Source organism: Pseudomonas sp. fls2-241-R2A-110, assembly GCF_030209165.1.
Taxonomy (GTDB): domain Bacteria; phylum Pseudomonadota; class Gammaproteobacteria; order Pseudomonadales; family Pseudomonadaceae; genus Aquipseudomonas.
Window position 1 is genome coordinate 65,852 of the sequence record NZ_JARVSN010000031.1, and the last position, 13,845, is coordinate 79,696.

Consider the following 13,845-nt stretch of genomic DNA (forward strand, 5'->3'; position numbering starts at 1 on the left):
AGGCCGAATCAAGCGTAGCTTTCGGTCTCGTTACTGGCTTCAACCAGTTCCAGCGCGACGTTGTTGTGTGCGTTGATCTTGCGATACAGCGCAGCGTCGGTTTCCAGGACTTTTTCCCGTGCCGGGAAAATTTCCGCCAGTTTGGCAGCCCATTCACCGGAAGCCTTGTTCGGGAAGCATTTTTCGATCAGCTCGAGCATGATCGAAACGGTCACCGAAGCACCTGGGGATGCGCCGAGCAGAGCGGCAAGGGAGCCGTCTTTCGCCGCGACCAGCTCGGTGCCGAACTGCAGAACGCCACCCTTTTTCGGGTCTTTCTTGATGATCTGCACCCGTTGGCCGGCCACTTCCAGGCGCCAGTCTTCGGCTTTCGCTTCAGGGTAGAAACGACGCAGGGAATCCAGGCGCTGCTCCATCGACTGCATCACTTCGCTGACCAGGTACTTGGTCAGGTCCATGTTGTTTTTTGCCACGGCCAGCATCGGGCCGATGTTGCCGGCGCGCACCGACATCGGCAGGTCCATGAAGGAACCGTGCTTGAGGAACTTGGTGGTGAAACCGGCGTAAGGCCCGAACAGCAGGGACTTTTTGCCATCGACCACGCGGGTGTCCAGGTGCGGCACCGACATCGGTGGTGAACCGACCGCAGCCTGGCTGTAGACCTTGGCCTGGTGGTGCTTGACCACTTCCGGGTTGTCGCAGCGCAGCCACTGGCCACTGATCGGGAAGCCGCCGAAGCCTTTGCTTTCTTCGATGCCCGAGGCCTGCAACAACGGCAATGCCGCGCCGCCAGCACCGAGGAAGACGAACTTGGCGTCGACGTCACGGGTGTTGCCGCTGTTGACGTCCTTGATGCTGACGGTCCAGCCACCGTTGTTACGCTTCAGACCGGTGACGCGCTTGCAATACTTGACCTGGGCATCGGGTGCGCTGGTCAGGTGCTTGAGCAGTTGGTTGGTCAGGGCGCCGAAGTTGACGTCGGTACCGTTCATGACGCGGGTGGCGGCGACGACTTCGTCGGCCGGGCGGCCCGGCATCATCAGCGGCATCCACTCGGCCATGGTGGCCTTGTCTTCGGTGTATTCCATGTCCGAGAAGGCATGGTGCTTGCTCAGGGTCTTGAAGCGTTCCTTGAGGAAGGAAACGCCATCATTGCCTTGCACGAAGCTCAGGTGCGGCACCGGGCTGATGAACGACTTGCACGAACCGAACGTGCCTTTCTTCGTCAGGTAGGACCAGAACTGCTTCGACACCTCGAACTGGGTATTGATGTGCACGGCTTTCTTGATGTCGACGCTACCGTCGGCGGCCTGCGGCGTGTAATTGAGCTCACACAGCCCGGCGTGACCGGTACCGGCGTTGTTCCACGGGTTGGAACTCTCCGCAGCACCGGAATCCATCAGCTCGACGACTTCCAGCTTGATCGCGGGGTCGAGCTCTTTGAGCAGTACGGCGAGGGTGGCACTCATGATGCCGGCCCCAACGAGTACTACGTCGACTGCTTCGTTATGCGCCATTTAACGCGTCTCCAAAATCTGCAGCACCAAATTGTCGGCATGGCTACCAGGCGTTCCGGGGCGTGTCAGTGATGCCCCAGGTTCCGGTGGTCAGTGTGCCATGTCCGAATCTTCGCAATTTTTCGCAACTTCGACGGACGCTACCGGCCGGGTCTAAAAGAGTTACATGAACTCACTTCAACGCGCCGCTGGCAATTCGACTTATGGTCGAGACGTCCGTTTGTGCAACCAAATCCGTAGAGGACAGGCTTCAGGCTCCGGTGTTCGAGGAGTGCTCGGTCCTGTGTCGTTGGGCTGTTTCAGACGCTAATGGTGCATGTTCAGACGCAAAACTATTCATTTGCTCGCCACACTCTTGTGAAGTTGTGAAAACCCGTTTTTTTCACGCTCTTTTGAAGACGTGAACCTCAAAAAAGGGCTGTCCCAGCCTGGCACCGTGCCCGGAAGGATTACCGTCATGGGGTACATGACAGGCAAAACGGGCAAACAGCTCAGTGACCGAGCGTAATGACAGCTCTGCAGATTCGCGCAAAGTGGGTTTTTTTTGCTCAAGGAACAGCAAGCGCCCGCTTCACTCGATCTGTGTGGGCGGCTCTCTGTGGGCGGTGCGGGGTGTCAATACCGAGGCATTGACGATGCTGCGAGGCCCGATCAGGAGACGTCCTTATAATCGGGGTGAGATTGTATCTAAGAAACGCAGGGAAATGGACGTGTTTAATGACTTTTATTAGGCGTCTGGTCAGATGGACAACAGCGCCTGCACACGAGAACGGGACTGAGGCTGCCGGACGTGGGCGCTAGGAGGCAGGGGATGGTGCAACCAGTTAAGGCGTATTTCTTCGATTTCGACCCAGCCATCGCCCATGGGCTGAAGGCTGCATTGCTTGAACGCCTGGCAGTGACCATTGTGGTCGAGCAGCGCAAAGCAGCGATGCCGCGGGCGTGGTGCGAACAGCGAGATCAGATAACGCATGGCGAATTACCTTGTGGATGACCTGTCGAGTAGATTGCCAATGGGTCATGACGTGAACGTGTAGGTGCGGTGACAGATGTGTGACAGGAACCGCTTTGCCTCAGGTTTGTCAGAGATTTGAGCAATCATTGCGAGACGCTAGTTAGCAACGATAGCTCACCGCTATACTGCGCGCCTGTTTGTGCCTGATTCTGGAGAGAAGAGCATGTTGCAACGCCTGTTGTTCGGTTTGATCACTGTGACCAGTTTGACCCTCGTCGGCTGCGCCCACAGCCCGCAACAACTGAACCCTGAGCCTAAGCTGACGACTCAGCTGGCGCCAGTCGGCCATGGTCAGCCGGTGGTGGTGCGGGTGGTGGACGGTCGTCCGTCGCCGACCCTGGGCACGCGTGGTGGCTTGTACCCTGAGACCAGCGCGATCACCGTGCAGGGCGCGCAGATTCTGCCGAAGTTGCAGGCCCAGGCCGAAGCAGCCGTGCGTTTGCTGGGCTTCACTCCAACCTCGAACGCGATGAATGCGCCGCAGTTGACGGTGACGCTGGCTGAGCTGAAATACCAATCGCCTAAAGAAGGCATGTACGTGACCGAAGCGACTATCGCCGCGACGTTCCGCTCCGATGTCCAGAATGCCAACCGTCGTTACAGCGGTCGCTACGGCGCATCCCTGGATCAGCGTTTTGGTATGGCGCCGAATCAGGAAACCAACACCAAGCTGGTCAGTGATGTGTTGAGCGATGCGTTGACGCGCTTGTTCAAGGATCCGACGGTTGGTCAGATGCTCGGCGAGTAACCTTTCGCCAGATTCAAAAAAGCCCGGTGCCAGTGATGGTCCCGGGCTTTTTAATGCCTGCCGGTTTTGCCGGCTTAACCTATCCCCTTGTGGGAGCGTGGTATCAGGCCGCCTGCGAATAAAAATCCAGCACACTCACGCCGGTCAGCAAATCCGTCTCCGGCAAGTCCACATGCTGGTGTCCAGACAGCGCGCAATACACCAGCCAGTGGCGATCCTGAACGTTGAAGGCGAGGCTGCCGACGAGGTCTTGTTGTTCGTCGCTCGGAGCGATGAGGTAGAGGCGGTCCTGGGTTTCGGCGTGCAGCATGATGCTTTCCATGTCGGTTTCGAGGGGCGACAGACTGGCGGATTCAGATGACGGTGCCGTGACACAGGGCAACTATGGGTCTGAAGGTTCGTTATTTGTCGGAAAGGCGGGGCAGGTCGGCAAGCTTTCGGTAGAATCCGCGCCGCGGTCGTCGGTCCGACGCCTGACACATCTGTTTTGCCCGAGGTACGTGATGTCGTTGCATTTGATTTCGCTGTTTACCAACCATCCCGCCAAGTTGATCAACCTGCTGGCATTGCTGCTGGCCTTTCCGGGTGGCTGGTTGCTGCACGCCACGCGGCGCCGTGAACAGCGCGCGTTGGCTACTCTCGAAGCGCAAAGTCAGAGCCGTCGCATCGACGATCCAATGTTGATGCTGGATGGCGCGACCCTGCGCATGAACCGGTTTTTCTATCGCTTCGGCTTTGCCTGCCTGGCGTTGGCGTTGCTGGTGTCGTGGATCAGCACGCGCTTCTGAGTGCAATGAACGCAGCAATGAAAACGGCGCCCGAAGGCGCCGTTAGTGTATCCAGACAAAAATCCTACAGCGGCAATCCAGCTTTCACGCGGTACTGATTCCTTACCGGTGTCGCGTATTGCAACACCAGGAACGGGCGATGTTCCTCAGGGCAAGATTCCAGCCGGCGCTGCCATTCTTCCTTAGCCTTGGCCAGCTCATCGGCGCCAAACACTTTGGCTGCGGGCGGGACCTGCAGTTGTGGATCGGCGCCCTCCCACTGTGCATAGGCGAGGTAATGCACCGGGAATAACCGGTAGCCACCGAGAATCTGCCGGTCCATTTCGATCGCCAATTGCTTGGTGTCTTCATACAGTTCGGTGATCGGCGCCGCGAAATTCACATGGACCCGGCCCTTGTAGCCAGTGATGCCCTTGGCAATGCTCACGTCATCCTCGCCCGGTGCTTTGGTGTAGCTGCCGGTGGTCGCGCGGATGTAGAGCTCGCGGGCCTTGGCCTGGTCGCATGGGTCGTATTCGTAGCTGATCGATACCGGCGTGAGGTTCAGCGAGCGAATGACTTCGCCGAACGGCTCGTCCTTGCGGCTCATGTGGAACATCTTGAGGATTGCCGACTCGGTGCGGTCGTCGCCATCCTTGGCCCGGCCTTCGGCCTGGGCGATCCAGATCGAGGCGCAATCGTTGCGGATCGAGTGGTTGATGTAAGCCGACAACAGTTGATACGCCGCCATTTTCTCGCGACGACCGGTGATCGAACGGTGCACGATGAAGCTCTTGTTCAAGCGCATCAGGTCGCTGACGAAAGGCTTTTGCAGCAGGTTGTCGCCAATCGCGATGCGCGGGGTCGGCAGGCCGGCGTGGTACACGGCGTAATTGACGAAAGCCGGGTCCATCACGATGTCGCGGTGATTGGCGATGAACAGGTAGGCGCTGCCGGACTTGAACTGCTCGACGCCGGTGTACGTCACGCCATCCGTGGCGCGCTCGATGGTGTGGTCGACGTACATCTCGACCTTGTCCTGCAATGTGGCCACCGAGGTGACGCCGGCGAACTCACGGCGCAGCCGATGAGCTATAAGAGGTTTGAGCGCCCAGCCGAAAACACCGGCAAAACGCGGGAAGCGGAAGTGGATGAGGATATCTAGAAATGCCTTGTCGCCGAGCAGTCGGTCCAGCACTGCGGGGACTTCGCTGTCATTGTAAGGTCGGATGGCATCGAATTCGCCCATCATGCTCTCTTGTTAGAAACGGCTAGGGTAAGTAAAGGTTTTGATCGAAAACCAACGGGGCACGGTCTGAAAAGGTAGCCAGACAAAAATAGCCCTGCAAATAGACCGGCGATTATACGCACAAGTCACTTGGGAGACCGCGATGCTGGAAACTGCACTGTATAGATGTCCGTATTGTGGTGAAGAGGTGGAAACGACTGTGGATATTTCCGCAGGCGATCAGACCTACATCGAGGATTGTCAGGTGTGTTGCCGGCCGATCACTTTCGTGTTGCAGGTTCATGGTGATGAATGGCATCTCGACGTTTATGCGGAAAACGAATGAGGGGCGTCTATGCAGCGAATCTACGAGCCGGAAAACCTGATGGAAGGTGAGTTGCTGCTGGGCATGCTGGCCAGCGAGGGTATCGAGGCGCATCTGGTGGGCCGCGATTTGCTCGGTGGCACCGGCGAATTGCCGGTTTTCGGCCTGCTGGGTTTGTCGGTGGATAACGACCAGGCCGCATACGCCCGGGAGCTGATCACCGCGTACAATGCCGCGCTGCCTCTGCCCGGCGATGAGCCGGACAGTTTTCCCGGCACGCTGGTCTGTTAGGCTGACGTTCGTTTTATCAAGAGTCGTGTTGCCCCATGTGTGGACGTTATGCCCTGTTTCGCTGGAACCCCGCCTTCGCGGCCCTGCCTGGCTTCCCCGCCGATCAGCAGGCCCAGTGGAATATTTCTCCCAACGATTCGGTGCTGATGCTGCGAGCCGGCGTCGACGGTGAACGTGAGTTGGCCCGCGCGCGTTGGGGTTTGACGCCACCGTGGCTGACCGATCTGTCCCGTACCCCGGCCCATGCGCGGGCTGAAACAGTTGCCGAACAACCGATGTTTCGCCAGGCCTTGCGCGAGCGCCGTTGCCTGTTGCCGGCCAACGGTTTTTACGAATGGCGTGGCACCACCCGTAAGCGGCCCTATTGGCTGACGCCGGGGGAGGGCTCGGCGCTGTTCTTTGCGGCGATCTGGGAAGCGTATCCGGTGCAGGAGCAGGTGTGGCTGAGCACGGCGGTGATCACGCAACCGGCGGCCAGTCAGCGTCGACCGTTGATTCTGGATGCGGCAGGGCAGGAGGCGTGGCTCAATCCCGAGACGCCATTGCATGCGTTGCAGGCGTTGCTTGCCAGTGAACCTGCGGCGTTGCGCGAGCGGGTGCTGGCAAACCTGGTGAATGATCCGAAGCTCAATGGGCCGGAGTGCCTGACCCCGGGCTAACCTCGATATGATCGTTCCCACGCTCTGCGTGGGAATGAATCCCGTGACGCTCTGCGTCACAGTGGACGCGGAGCGTCCATGGCTGCATTCCCACGCAGAGCGTGGGAACGATCGATAACCTTCCGGCGATTTTTAAACCTTGAACTGATTGATCAACCGCCGCTGCTGTTCGGCCAGCTTGGTCAGATCGGCACTGGCAGCGCTCGACTCATCCGCGCCACCCGCCACTTCATTGGCCACTTGCCCGATATTGATCACGTTACGGTTGATGTCATCCGCCACCGCGCTCTGTTCCTCGGCCGCACTCGCAATCTGCGTGTTCATGTCATTGATCACCGACACTGCTTGAGTAATCGTCTCCAGTGCCTCGGCCGCTTTCGCCGCATGCTGTACGCTTTCGTCGGTGCGGTTCTGACTGTCCTCCATGACTCGCACCACATCGCGCGTGCCTTGTTGCAACTGCTGGATCATGGTCTGGATTTCTTCAGTGGCCTTCTGGGTTTTCTGCGCCAGGTTGCGCACTTCATCAGCCACAACCGCAAAACCGCGACCCTGTTCACCGGCTCGTGCCGCTTCGATGGCTGCGTTCAAGGCCAGCAGATTGGTCTGTTCGGCAATCCCGCGAATGGCGGTCAGGATCGCGTTGATGTTCTCGCTGTCCTTGGCCAGGGTTTGCACCACGCCAACGGCCTTGCCGATTTCTACCGCCAGCACGCCAATGGAGTTCGAGGTGTCCCGAACGATTTGCATACCTTGCGCGGCTGCCTTATCGGCATGGCTGGCGGCTTGCGCGGCCTGGGTCGCGTTGCGTGCCACGTCTTGCGCGGTAGCGGTCATTTCATGCACCGCCGTCGCCACCTGATCAATCTCGGCCATTTGCTTCTGCACGCCGATGTTGGTGCGGATGGCGATGTCGGCGGTGTGTTCCGACGAATCGCTGACGCTCTGCACTGAGGTCACGACTTGCGTGATCATCGCCTGCAACTTGGCCAGGAAAGTGTTGAAGCCTTTGGCGATCGAGCCCAACTCATCGGCGCGATCACTGGTCAGGCGGCGCGTCAGATCGCCTTCACCCTTGGCGATATCGTCGAGCATCGCCACCATTTGCTTGAGCGGACGGGCAATGCCGTGGCCCACCAGCCAGATCACCAGCAAGCCGATACCGGCGATCAGCAGGCCTACCATGGCCATGCCGAAGGTGTCGGATTTGCGTTGGGTGTCCAGGTCACCCTGAAGTTTTTGCAGGTCTGCCATCACTGCATTCAGCGGCAGTTGCAGCATGAGGGTCCAGCGTGCATCGGTCTGGCCGATGCCGAACGGCAGGTACAACTCGATCCGGCCCTGGGCTTTGTCGACGGTATAGGTCACTTCGCCGCGCTTGAGATTGGCCATGTTGGCAATCTGCTGGCTGTCGAGGATGTCGCTGACTTTCTCGCCGAATTTGCTCGGGTCCTTGGTGTAGGCAACGATCCGTCCGTTGCCGCCAATCAGCGCCATCACCCCTGAGCCACCGTAGAGTTTCTGGTTGGCGCCCAGGAGCATCTCCTGAATGAAGTTCACCGACAGGTCGGCGCCAACAATGCCCTGGAACGCGCCGTTGAGCATGATCGGTTCAATGAAGGAGGCGAGCATGACGATCTTGTCGCCGACTTTGTAGGGCGCCGGATCGATTACGCAGGGCTTTTTGGTTTCTTTGGAGCACAGGTAGTACTCGCTGGCGCGAACCCCGGTGGACAGGGTTTTCTGGTCGTCGACGTCCACCAGTTTGTCCAGGCCCAGGCTGCCGTCTTCGTTGCGGAACCACCAGGGCAGGAAGCGTCCGTTGCTGGCGTCGATCCCCACCACCTTGGTGCCGACGTAGGCAGTGTCGTTGTGGTCGAGCGCGTCTTTTTCCCAGCCGATGTAGGTGCCGAGGATTTTCGGGTTTTTGGCCACGTTTTCCTTGATCAGGCTGATCAACTGTTCACGGCTCAGGCTCAGTTGTGGCTGGCCATCGGCGCCGGGTGTGCCGATCAACGTATTGACCCGCACCAGGCCTCCGGCAATCAGCAGCGGCGCTTCGAGTTCGCGCTGAATCTGGCTGACCTGGGTTTGTGCCAGGGACGTCAGGCGCTGTTCGATGACTTGTTCGAATTGAGCTTGGGTCCGTTCCTGCACCATGTCTTGCGTCCGGGCGCCGGAAAACAGGGCATAGAGCACCAGCGCGGCCACGACGCTAAGAACGATAGCGCCGGCGAGGGCTGCCACGGAAAACTGGATCGACTTGAATTTCATGGGTGCTCCGCACGCAAGAGGACGACTGCGAAGGTGTATCGGCCGGGGGCTTGGTGGGCATGAGCAGGTGGGCGGCAAAATGGATGATTTGGAGTGGCTGATGTCGTAAATGAATCAATGCGCAGCGTTATTGGCCGCGGCGGGTGTCGGAATGTGAATTTTTTCCTACGGACGTGAGAGCTTTATCTGAAATGTGCGTCTACAGCTTTGTTGTATCTGGCGTCGATACAATTCCACGCCTAGGATACGCAGCATGTTTTCCGGGAGTTTTTTGATGAGCAAGAGATTGGTTTTGTGTGCGCTGAGCGCGAGTCTACTGCTCGCCGGTTGTCAGTCGGTCAATACCACCAGCGGTGGCGCGGTCGGTGTTGAACGCAAGCAATATATGTTCAGCATGCTGTCCTCCGACGAGGTCAACCAGATGTATGCCCAGTCTTATCAAAAGACTGTCGGCGAGGCGAACAGCAAGGGCGTGCTGGACAAGACCAGTAACGACGCCAAACGCATCCAGATCATCGCGGACCGGTTGATTGCCCAAGCTCCGGTTTTTCGCCCGGATTCGGCCCAGTGGAAATGGGAAGTCAACCTGATCAAGAGCGATGAACTCAATGCCAACTGCGGGCCTGGCGGCAAGATCATTTTCTACTCCGGGCTGATGGACAGCCTGCAACTCACTGATGATGAAATCGCCGCGATCCTGGGTCATGAAATCGCCCACGCCCTGCGCGAGCATGGCCGTGAAGCGATGTCCAAGGCATACGGGGTCGAGATGGCCAAGCAGGGCGCCGGAGCGTTGCTCGGTCTGGGCCAGGACAGCCTGGCCCTGGCGGACACCGTGGCGGAATACGGCATGACCTTGCCCAACAGTCGCGCCAATGAAAACGAAGCGGACCTGATCGGTCTCGAACTGGCCGCCCGTGCCGGTTACAACCCGAACGCGGCGATCACGCTGTGGAACAAGATGAGCAAAGTCTCGGAAGGCGCGCCTCCCGAGTTCTTGAGCACTCACCCGGCTTCGTCCAGCCGGATTGCTTCGTTGCAGGCGGCGATTCCGAAGGTGATGCCGTTGTACGAGAAAGCGCGTAAATCCTGAGGTTTTTACCTCGTCAGTGAGGGCCTCATCGCGAGCAAGCTCGCTCCCACAGGGTTAGTGTCGATCACAAAACCAATGTGGGAGCGAGCTTGCTCGCGATGAACGATGACGCGGTCTACCGGGTCAAACCCACCCGCTGCTCTGCATCGCCTTGTACACCGCAACAATCGCCAGGACGAAGAATGCCGATGCCGCCAGGCGACGGATCAGTGTCAACGGCAGTTTGTCCGCCGCAAAATTACCGGCCAGCACGACTGGCACGTTGGCAATCAACATCCCCGCGGTGGTGCCAATGATCACCAGCCACAGTTCCGGGTATTGCGCAGCGAGCATCACGGTGGCGACTTGCGTCTTGTCGCCCATTTCGGCCAGGAAAAACGCGATCAATGTCGTCACGAACGGTCCGAACTTGCGGGCCGTGCTGCCTTCGTCGTCATCCATCTTGTCCGGCACCAAGGTCCAGAGTGCCGTCGCTGTGAAGCTCGCGGCCAGGATCCAGTGCAACACCGCATCCGAGAAGAAGCTGCCGAACCAGGCACCTACCGCGCCGGCTGCCGCATGGTTGGCCAGGGTCGCGGCAACGATACCGGCGATGATGGGCCAAGGCTTGCGAAAGCGGGCAGCAAGAATGAGCGCGAGCAGTTGCGTCTTGTCGCCGATTTCGGCCAAGGCAACGATTGCGGTGGGAACGAGCAGAGAATCCAACATCAGGTTTTTCCTAAGGGGCGGGTCGACACGGCTATGACACGTACAGCCTTCCCGCCCCGGGTAAGGTGTTCGTGTCATAGGTCTTGTCAAACCCTGCGATCCGCATGGTGCGGACCCTTGGGTCGCATACGCCATGGTCTGTTGACCAAGTATGTTGACGTATGCCGGACGAGCATGGCGCTCGTGGGAGACTACTCCCCTAGGACGGGGCGGATTCTGCCTAGGCAGAATCCATTCGGCAAGCACTAATTTCTTAGCCGCGTTTGGCTCGATAGATTCTGAACCCCTGGCCCTCAGCCTTGATTGCACAGATGCCCAGGTGTTCCTCGATCAGTGGCTGGTACTTCAGGAAGCTGTTCGCCACCAAGCGCAGTTCGCCACCGTTTTTCAGATGTTTAGCCGCTTTTCGCAGCAAGTTTTCGGTGGCGAAGTAGTCGGTGTGGACGCCGACATGGAACGGCGGGTTGCTCAGAATCGCGCTCAAACCCATCGGCGCCGCGTCGATACCGTCGCCGGTAATCACCTCGGCTTCCAGACCATTGGCGGCCAGTGTCAGGCGACTGCTGGCGGCGGCAAACGCATCCACATCGAGCAACGTGACCTGATTGTGCGGATAACGACGCTTCACCGCAGCGCCCAACACACCGGCGCCGCAACCAAAGTCGAGCAAGTGGCCGCTTGGCAATTTGTCCAGGTGCTCCAGCAGCAATGCGCTGCCACGATCGAGGCGACCATGACTGAATACGCCCGGCAGGCTGATGACTTTCAGCGGGCCTTCGGCCAGCGGCAACTCATAGGTCTGAGCCAGACTTTCCAGCGACTTGGCTTCTGGCGCGTTGGCCACCGTCACCAGCCACAGCTGGCAATGCCGTGCGCTGTCGAGTTTGCGCGGTTTTCCGAACGGGTTCAGTTGCTTGGCCGCCCCTTCGATGCCGCTGCGTTTTTCGCCCACCAGGTACAGTTCACGACCGGCCAGGCGCGAGGCGAGGGCATTGAGGATGTAGTCAGTCAGGTCCTTGGACTTGGGCAGAAACACCACCGCCGTCTCGAACTCACGCTCGGGTGCATTCACACCAAAATGGCTGCGTCCTGCAAAACGTGCGTCCAGCGCCGCTTGATCGCCGGCGTGCCAGCACCAACCATGGGCCTGGGGCAAGCGGCCCAGCAGATCGTCGGCGGGCAAACCGGCCAACAACACCGAACCCTGGAATAACTCGGCCTGACGAAGCAGTACTTCACTGCGCGGATCCATAACTGCTCCTGTGAAAAAAAGTGCCGCAGTCTATCAACTGACGACCCGCAGCGCTTTACCGCTGAAAAATCCCTGCGCGTTTTCGGTCAACTGACCGACGATCCGCTGCCGTGCCTCGCGACTGCCCCAGGCATTGTGCGGCGTGACGATCAGCCGTGGGATGTCATGGGCCAGCAAGGGATTGCCATGGGTCGGCGGCTCGACGCTCAGCACGTCAGTGGCGGCGCCGCCCAGATGACCGTTGCGCAAGGCATCGGCCAGCGCCTGCTCATCGATCAAGCCGCCGCGAGCAGTGTTGACCACGAAGGCGCCGGGTTTCATCGATGCCAGCTCCCGTGCCCCGATGAAGTGGCGGGTGTGTTCGTTGAGCGGGCAGTGCAGGGTCAGGGCATCGATTTGTGGCAGCAGTTCGTCCAGTGGCAAACGATCCGCTCGGGCAGGGCGGCCTGGGATCTGCCCCAGCAATACGCGCATGCCGAACGCTTCAGCCAGCCGCGCCACTGCTCCGCCCAGTTCACCGTGGCCGAGCAGGCCAAGGGTTTTACCTTCCAGTTCGACAATCGGGTAATCCAGCAGGCAGAACTGTTTCGCTTGCTGCCAGCGACCGTCAGCCACCGCTTTTTGATAGTCGGCCAGGCGTGTCGCCAGGTTGAGCAGCAACATGATCGTGTGCTGCGCCACCGATGGCGTGCCGTACCCCTGACAGTTGCAGACCGTGATGCCGTGAGCGCGAGCGGCCGCGAGATCGACGTTGTTGGTGCCGGTGGCGGTGATCAGGATCAGCTTCAGTTCGGGGCTGGCGGCAATGGCGGCGGCATCGATCAGGATCTTGTTGCTGATGGCTACCGTGGCGCCCTTGAGGCGTTCGATGACTTGCTCCGGCGCGGTTTGGGCGAACAGCTGCAAATCGTCAAAGCAGTCGCGCAACGGGCTGAGGTCGAGATCGCCCAGGTCCAGGGACGGATGGTCGAGGAAAACGGCGCGGCGAGAGTTCGTCATCAACTGTACCTTTTGTGCGTTGAACTGAAGGCGTAATCTGCCGAGCCTATCAGATGAAACAAATGGTTACGCAGTACCAGACTGCACACTGGCCCCTTGTGGGAGCGAGCTTGCTCGCGATGACGGAGTGTCAGGCGATATTTGTGTCAGCTGATAGACCGCTATCGCGAGCAAGCTCGCTCCCACAGGGGATGCCGTAAGCCTTGTGAGTTTCATTTCGACCGATCTGCCCTAAAAGGAGCCCCTATGTACTGGACAGAATTCTTGACCGTTGCCTTGATTCACTTGCTTGCCGTGGCCAGTCCCGGCCCGGACTTCGCTGTCGTGGTGCGTGAAAGCGTGACCCACGGTCGTCGCGCGGGCACCTGGACGGCGCTGGGCGTCGGCACGGCGATTTTCCTGCACGTGGGGTATTCGCTGCTGGGTATCGGCCTGATCGTGTCGCAGTCGATCGTGCTGTTCAACGCCCTGAAATGGGCCGCCGCCGCTTACCTGCTGTACATCGGCTACAAAGCCTTGCGGGCGCAACCGGCCAAACCCGCCGCTGACGACCTGCACAAGGAAGCCGGCGAACGCACTGCGCGTGGCGCCTTCACCTCGGGTTTTGTGACCAACGGCCTGAACCCGAAAGCCACGCTGTTCTTTTTGTCCCTGTTCACCGTGGTGATCAACCCGCACACGCCATTGACGGTACAGGCCGGCTACGGGATTTACCTCGCGGCGGCGACAGCGGTCTGGTTCTGCCTGGTGGCACGGTTGTTCAGCCAGCAACGCGTTCGGGCCGGTTTCGCCCGCATGGGCCACTGGTTCGACCGGACCATGGGCGTGGTATTGATCGCCATCGGCGTGAAACTCGCCTTCACCGAGATGCATTGATCGGGCAAACCTTTCGGACAGAGCATTCCTGCAAATGCTGGCGCAAAGCTAGCATTTGTACGACTCTGCAAATCATTCCTTTGGCTGATTTGG

At 59.3% G+C, this 13,845-nt stretch carries 15 protein-coding genes, 1 pseudogene and 1 riboswitch; of the genes and pseudogenes, 7 read left to right on the forward strand and 9 right to left on the reverse strand.

Going from position 1 to position 13,845, the window contains the following annotated elements:
* Positions 1–8: 8 nt before the first annotated feature.
* Together mqo and QRN31_RS25220 are read right to left on the reverse strand one after the other, a co-directional pair.
* Entirely contained in the window at positions 9–1,517 is a 1,509-nt protein-coding gene (gene mqo / locus QRN31_RS25215; RefSeq protein WP_285435248.1) for a malate dehydrogenase (quinone), read from the reverse strand.
* A gap of 739 nt (positions 1,518–2,256) precedes the next feature.
* On the reverse strand, positions 2,257–2,490 hold the full coding sequence (locus QRN31_RS25220) for a hypothetical protein (RefSeq protein WP_090180162.1): 234 nt from the start codon (positions 2,488–2,490) through the stop codon (positions 2,257–2,259).
* Between the two features lie 205 nt (positions 2,491–2,695).
* Here QRN31_RS25220 and QRN31_RS25225 point away from each other — a divergent pair, with 205 nt between their 5' ends.
* The gene (locus QRN31_RS25225) at positions 2,696–3,280 is read left to right on the forward strand and encodes a YajG family lipoprotein (RefSeq protein WP_090180164.1); all 585 of its coding nucleotides are present in this window, start codon (positions 2,696–2,698) and stop codon (positions 3,278–3,280) included.
* A gap of 103 nt (positions 3,281–3,383) precedes the next feature.
* On the opposite strand, the gene QRN31_RS25230 is transcribed toward QRN31_RS25225, so the two are convergent.
* Positions 3,384–3,590 (reverse strand): hypothetical protein, encoded by a 207-nt coding sequence (locus QRN31_RS25230; RefSeq protein ID WP_285435332.1) that lies wholly within the window; start codon positions 3,588–3,590, stop codon positions 3,384–3,386.
* 193 nt (positions 3,591–3,783) lie between these two features.
* On the opposite strand from QRN31_RS25230, the gene QRN31_RS25235 reads away from it, so the two are divergent.
* On the forward strand, positions 3,784–4,068 hold the full coding sequence (locus QRN31_RS25235; protein WP_285435252.1) for a hypothetical protein: 285 nt from the start codon (positions 3,784–3,786) through the stop codon (positions 4,066–4,068).
* Between the two features lie 64 nt (positions 4,069–4,132).
* Here QRN31_RS25235 and QRN31_RS25240 read toward each other — a convergent pair whose 3' ends face one another.
* On the reverse strand, positions 4,133–5,299 hold the full coding sequence (locus QRN31_RS25240; protein ID WP_285435254.1) for a 1-acyl-sn-glycerol-3-phosphate acyltransferase: 1,167 nt from the start codon (positions 5,297–5,299) through the stop codon (positions 4,133–4,135).
* 139 nt (positions 5,300–5,438) lie between these two features.
* Between QRN31_RS25240 and QRN31_RS25245 the strand changes: the two genes are divergently transcribed.
* The 3 genes from QRN31_RS25245 to QRN31_RS25255 are packed head-to-tail and all read left to right on the forward strand — an operon-like array spanning position 5,439 to position 6,550.
* Entirely contained in the window at positions 5,439–5,621 is a 183-nt protein-coding gene (locus QRN31_RS25245) for a CPXCG motif-containing cysteine-rich protein (protein ID WP_285435256.1), read from the forward strand.
* A gap of 9 nt (positions 5,622–5,630) precedes the next feature.
* On the forward strand, positions 5,631–5,891 hold the full coding sequence (locus QRN31_RS25250; protein ID WP_285435258.1) for a putative signal transducing protein: 261 nt from the start codon (positions 5,631–5,633) through the stop codon (positions 5,889–5,891).
* Between the two features lie 35 nt (positions 5,892–5,926).
* Positions 5,927–6,550 (forward strand): SOS response-associated peptidase, encoded by a 624-nt coding sequence (locus tag QRN31_RS25255; protein ID WP_090180181.1) that lies wholly within the window; start codon positions 5,927–5,929, stop codon positions 6,548–6,550.
* Positions 6,551–6,682: 132 nt separating this feature from the next.
* On the opposite strand, the gene QRN31_RS31700 is transcribed toward QRN31_RS25255, so the two are convergent.
* Both QRN31_RS31700 and QRN31_RS31705 read right to left on the reverse strand, forming a co-directional pair.
* A complete protein-coding gene (locus QRN31_RS31700; protein WP_414923483.1) occupies positions 6,683–7,525 on the reverse strand; it encodes a methyl-accepting chemotaxis protein in 843 nt (280 codons plus the stop codon).
* Positions 7,526–7,537: 12 nt separating this feature from the next.
* Positions 7,538–8,824 (reverse strand): annotated as a pseudogene (locus tag QRN31_RS31705) (methyl-accepting chemotaxis protein); the annotation flags it as partial.
* Between the two features lie 274 nt (positions 8,825–9,098).
* Here QRN31_RS31705 and QRN31_RS25265 point away from each other — a divergent pair.
* Complete coding sequence (locus tag QRN31_RS25265) at positions 9,099–9,917, forward strand: M48 family metallopeptidase (protein ID WP_285435263.1); 819 nt, start codon at positions 9,099–9,101, stop codon at positions 9,915–9,917.
* Positions 9,918–10,040: 123 nt separating this feature from the next.
* On the opposite strand, the gene QRN31_RS25270 is transcribed toward QRN31_RS25265, so the two are convergent.
* From QRN31_RS25270 to QRN31_RS25280, 3 genes are all read right to left on the reverse strand, one after another.
* Entirely contained in the window at positions 10,041–10,625 is a 585-nt protein-coding gene (locus tag QRN31_RS25270) for a TMEM165/GDT1 family protein (protein ID WP_285435264.1), read from the reverse strand.
* 88 nt (positions 10,626–10,713) lie between these two features.
* A riboswitch (yybP-ykoY riboswitch) is annotated at positions 10,714–10,837 on the reverse strand.
* A 41-nt stretch (positions 10,838–10,878) separates the two neighbouring features.
* Positions 10,879–11,877, reverse strand: coding sequence for a methyltransferase (locus QRN31_RS25275; RefSeq protein ID WP_285435265.1), 999 nt, complete (start codon positions 11,875–11,877; stop codon positions 10,879–10,881).
* Between the two features lie 33 nt (positions 11,878–11,910).
* Positions 11,911–12,876 (reverse strand): 2-hydroxyacid dehydrogenase, encoded by a 966-nt coding sequence (locus tag QRN31_RS25280; protein WP_285435266.1) that lies wholly within the window; start codon positions 12,874–12,876, stop codon positions 11,911–11,913.
* A gap of 246 nt (positions 12,877–13,122) precedes the next feature.
* On the opposite strand from QRN31_RS25280, the gene QRN31_RS25285 reads away from it, so the two are divergent.
* The gene (locus QRN31_RS25285) at positions 13,123–13,752 is read left to right on the forward strand and encodes a LysE family translocator (RefSeq protein WP_090180194.1); all 630 of its coding nucleotides are present in this window, start codon (positions 13,123–13,125) and stop codon (positions 13,750–13,752) included.
* Positions 13,753–13,845 lie beyond the last annotated feature (93 nt).

Coding starts and splice junctions, on each gene's coding strand:
- QRN31_RS25220 (WP_090180162.1), bottom strand. CDS start 2,490: ATGCGTTATCTGATCTCGCTGTTCGCACCACGCCCGCGGCATCGCTGC.
- QRN31_RS25275 (WP_285435265.1), bottom strand. CDS start 11,877: ATGGATCCGCGCAGTGAAGTACTGCTTCGTCAGGCCGAGTTATTCCAG.
- QRN31_RS25265 (WP_285435263.1), top strand. CDS start 9,099: ATGAGCAAGAGATTGGTTTTGTGTGCGCTGAGCGCGAGTCTACTGCTC.
- QRN31_RS25255 (WP_090180181.1), top strand. CDS start 5,927: ATGTGTGGACGTTATGCCCTGTTTCGCTGGAACCCCGCCTTCGCGGCC.
- mqo (WP_285435248.1), bottom strand. CDS start 1,517: ATGGCGCATAACGAAGCAGTCGACGTAGTACTCGTTGGGGCCGGCATC.
- QRN31_RS25270 (WP_285435264.1), bottom strand. CDS start 10,625: ATGTTGGATTCTCTGCTCGTTCCCACCGCAATCGTTGCCTTGGCCGAA.
- QRN31_RS25250 (WP_285435258.1), top strand. CDS start 5,631: ATGCAGCGAATCTACGAGCCGGAAAACCTGATGGAAGGTGAGTTGCTG.
- QRN31_RS25280 (WP_285435266.1), bottom strand. CDS start 12,876: ATGACGAACTCTCGCCGCGCCGTTTTCCTCGACCATCCGTCCCTGGAC.
- QRN31_RS25230 (WP_285435332.1), bottom strand. CDS start 3,590: ATGCTGCACGCCGAAACCCAGGACCGCCTCTACCTCATCGCTCCGAGC.
- QRN31_RS25285 (WP_090180194.1), top strand. CDS start 13,123: ATGTACTGGACAGAATTCTTGACCGTTGCCTTGATTCACTTGCTTGCC.
- QRN31_RS25240 (WP_285435254.1), bottom strand. CDS start 5,299: ATGATGGGCGAATTCGATGCCATCCGACCTTACAATGACAGCGAAGTC.
- QRN31_RS25235 (WP_285435252.1), top strand. CDS start 3,784: ATGTCGTTGCATTTGATTTCGCTGTTTACCAACCATCCCGCCAAGTTG.
- QRN31_RS25245 (WP_285435256.1), top strand. CDS start 5,439: ATGCTGGAAACTGCACTGTATAGATGTCCGTATTGTGGTGAAGAGGTG.
- QRN31_RS25225 (WP_090180164.1), top strand. CDS start 2,696: ATGTTGCAACGCCTGTTGTTCGGTTTGATCACTGTGACCAGTTTGACC.
- QRN31_RS31700 (WP_414923483.1), bottom strand. CDS start 7,525: ATGATCACGCAAGTCGTGACCTCAGTGCAGAGCGTCAGCGATTCGTCG.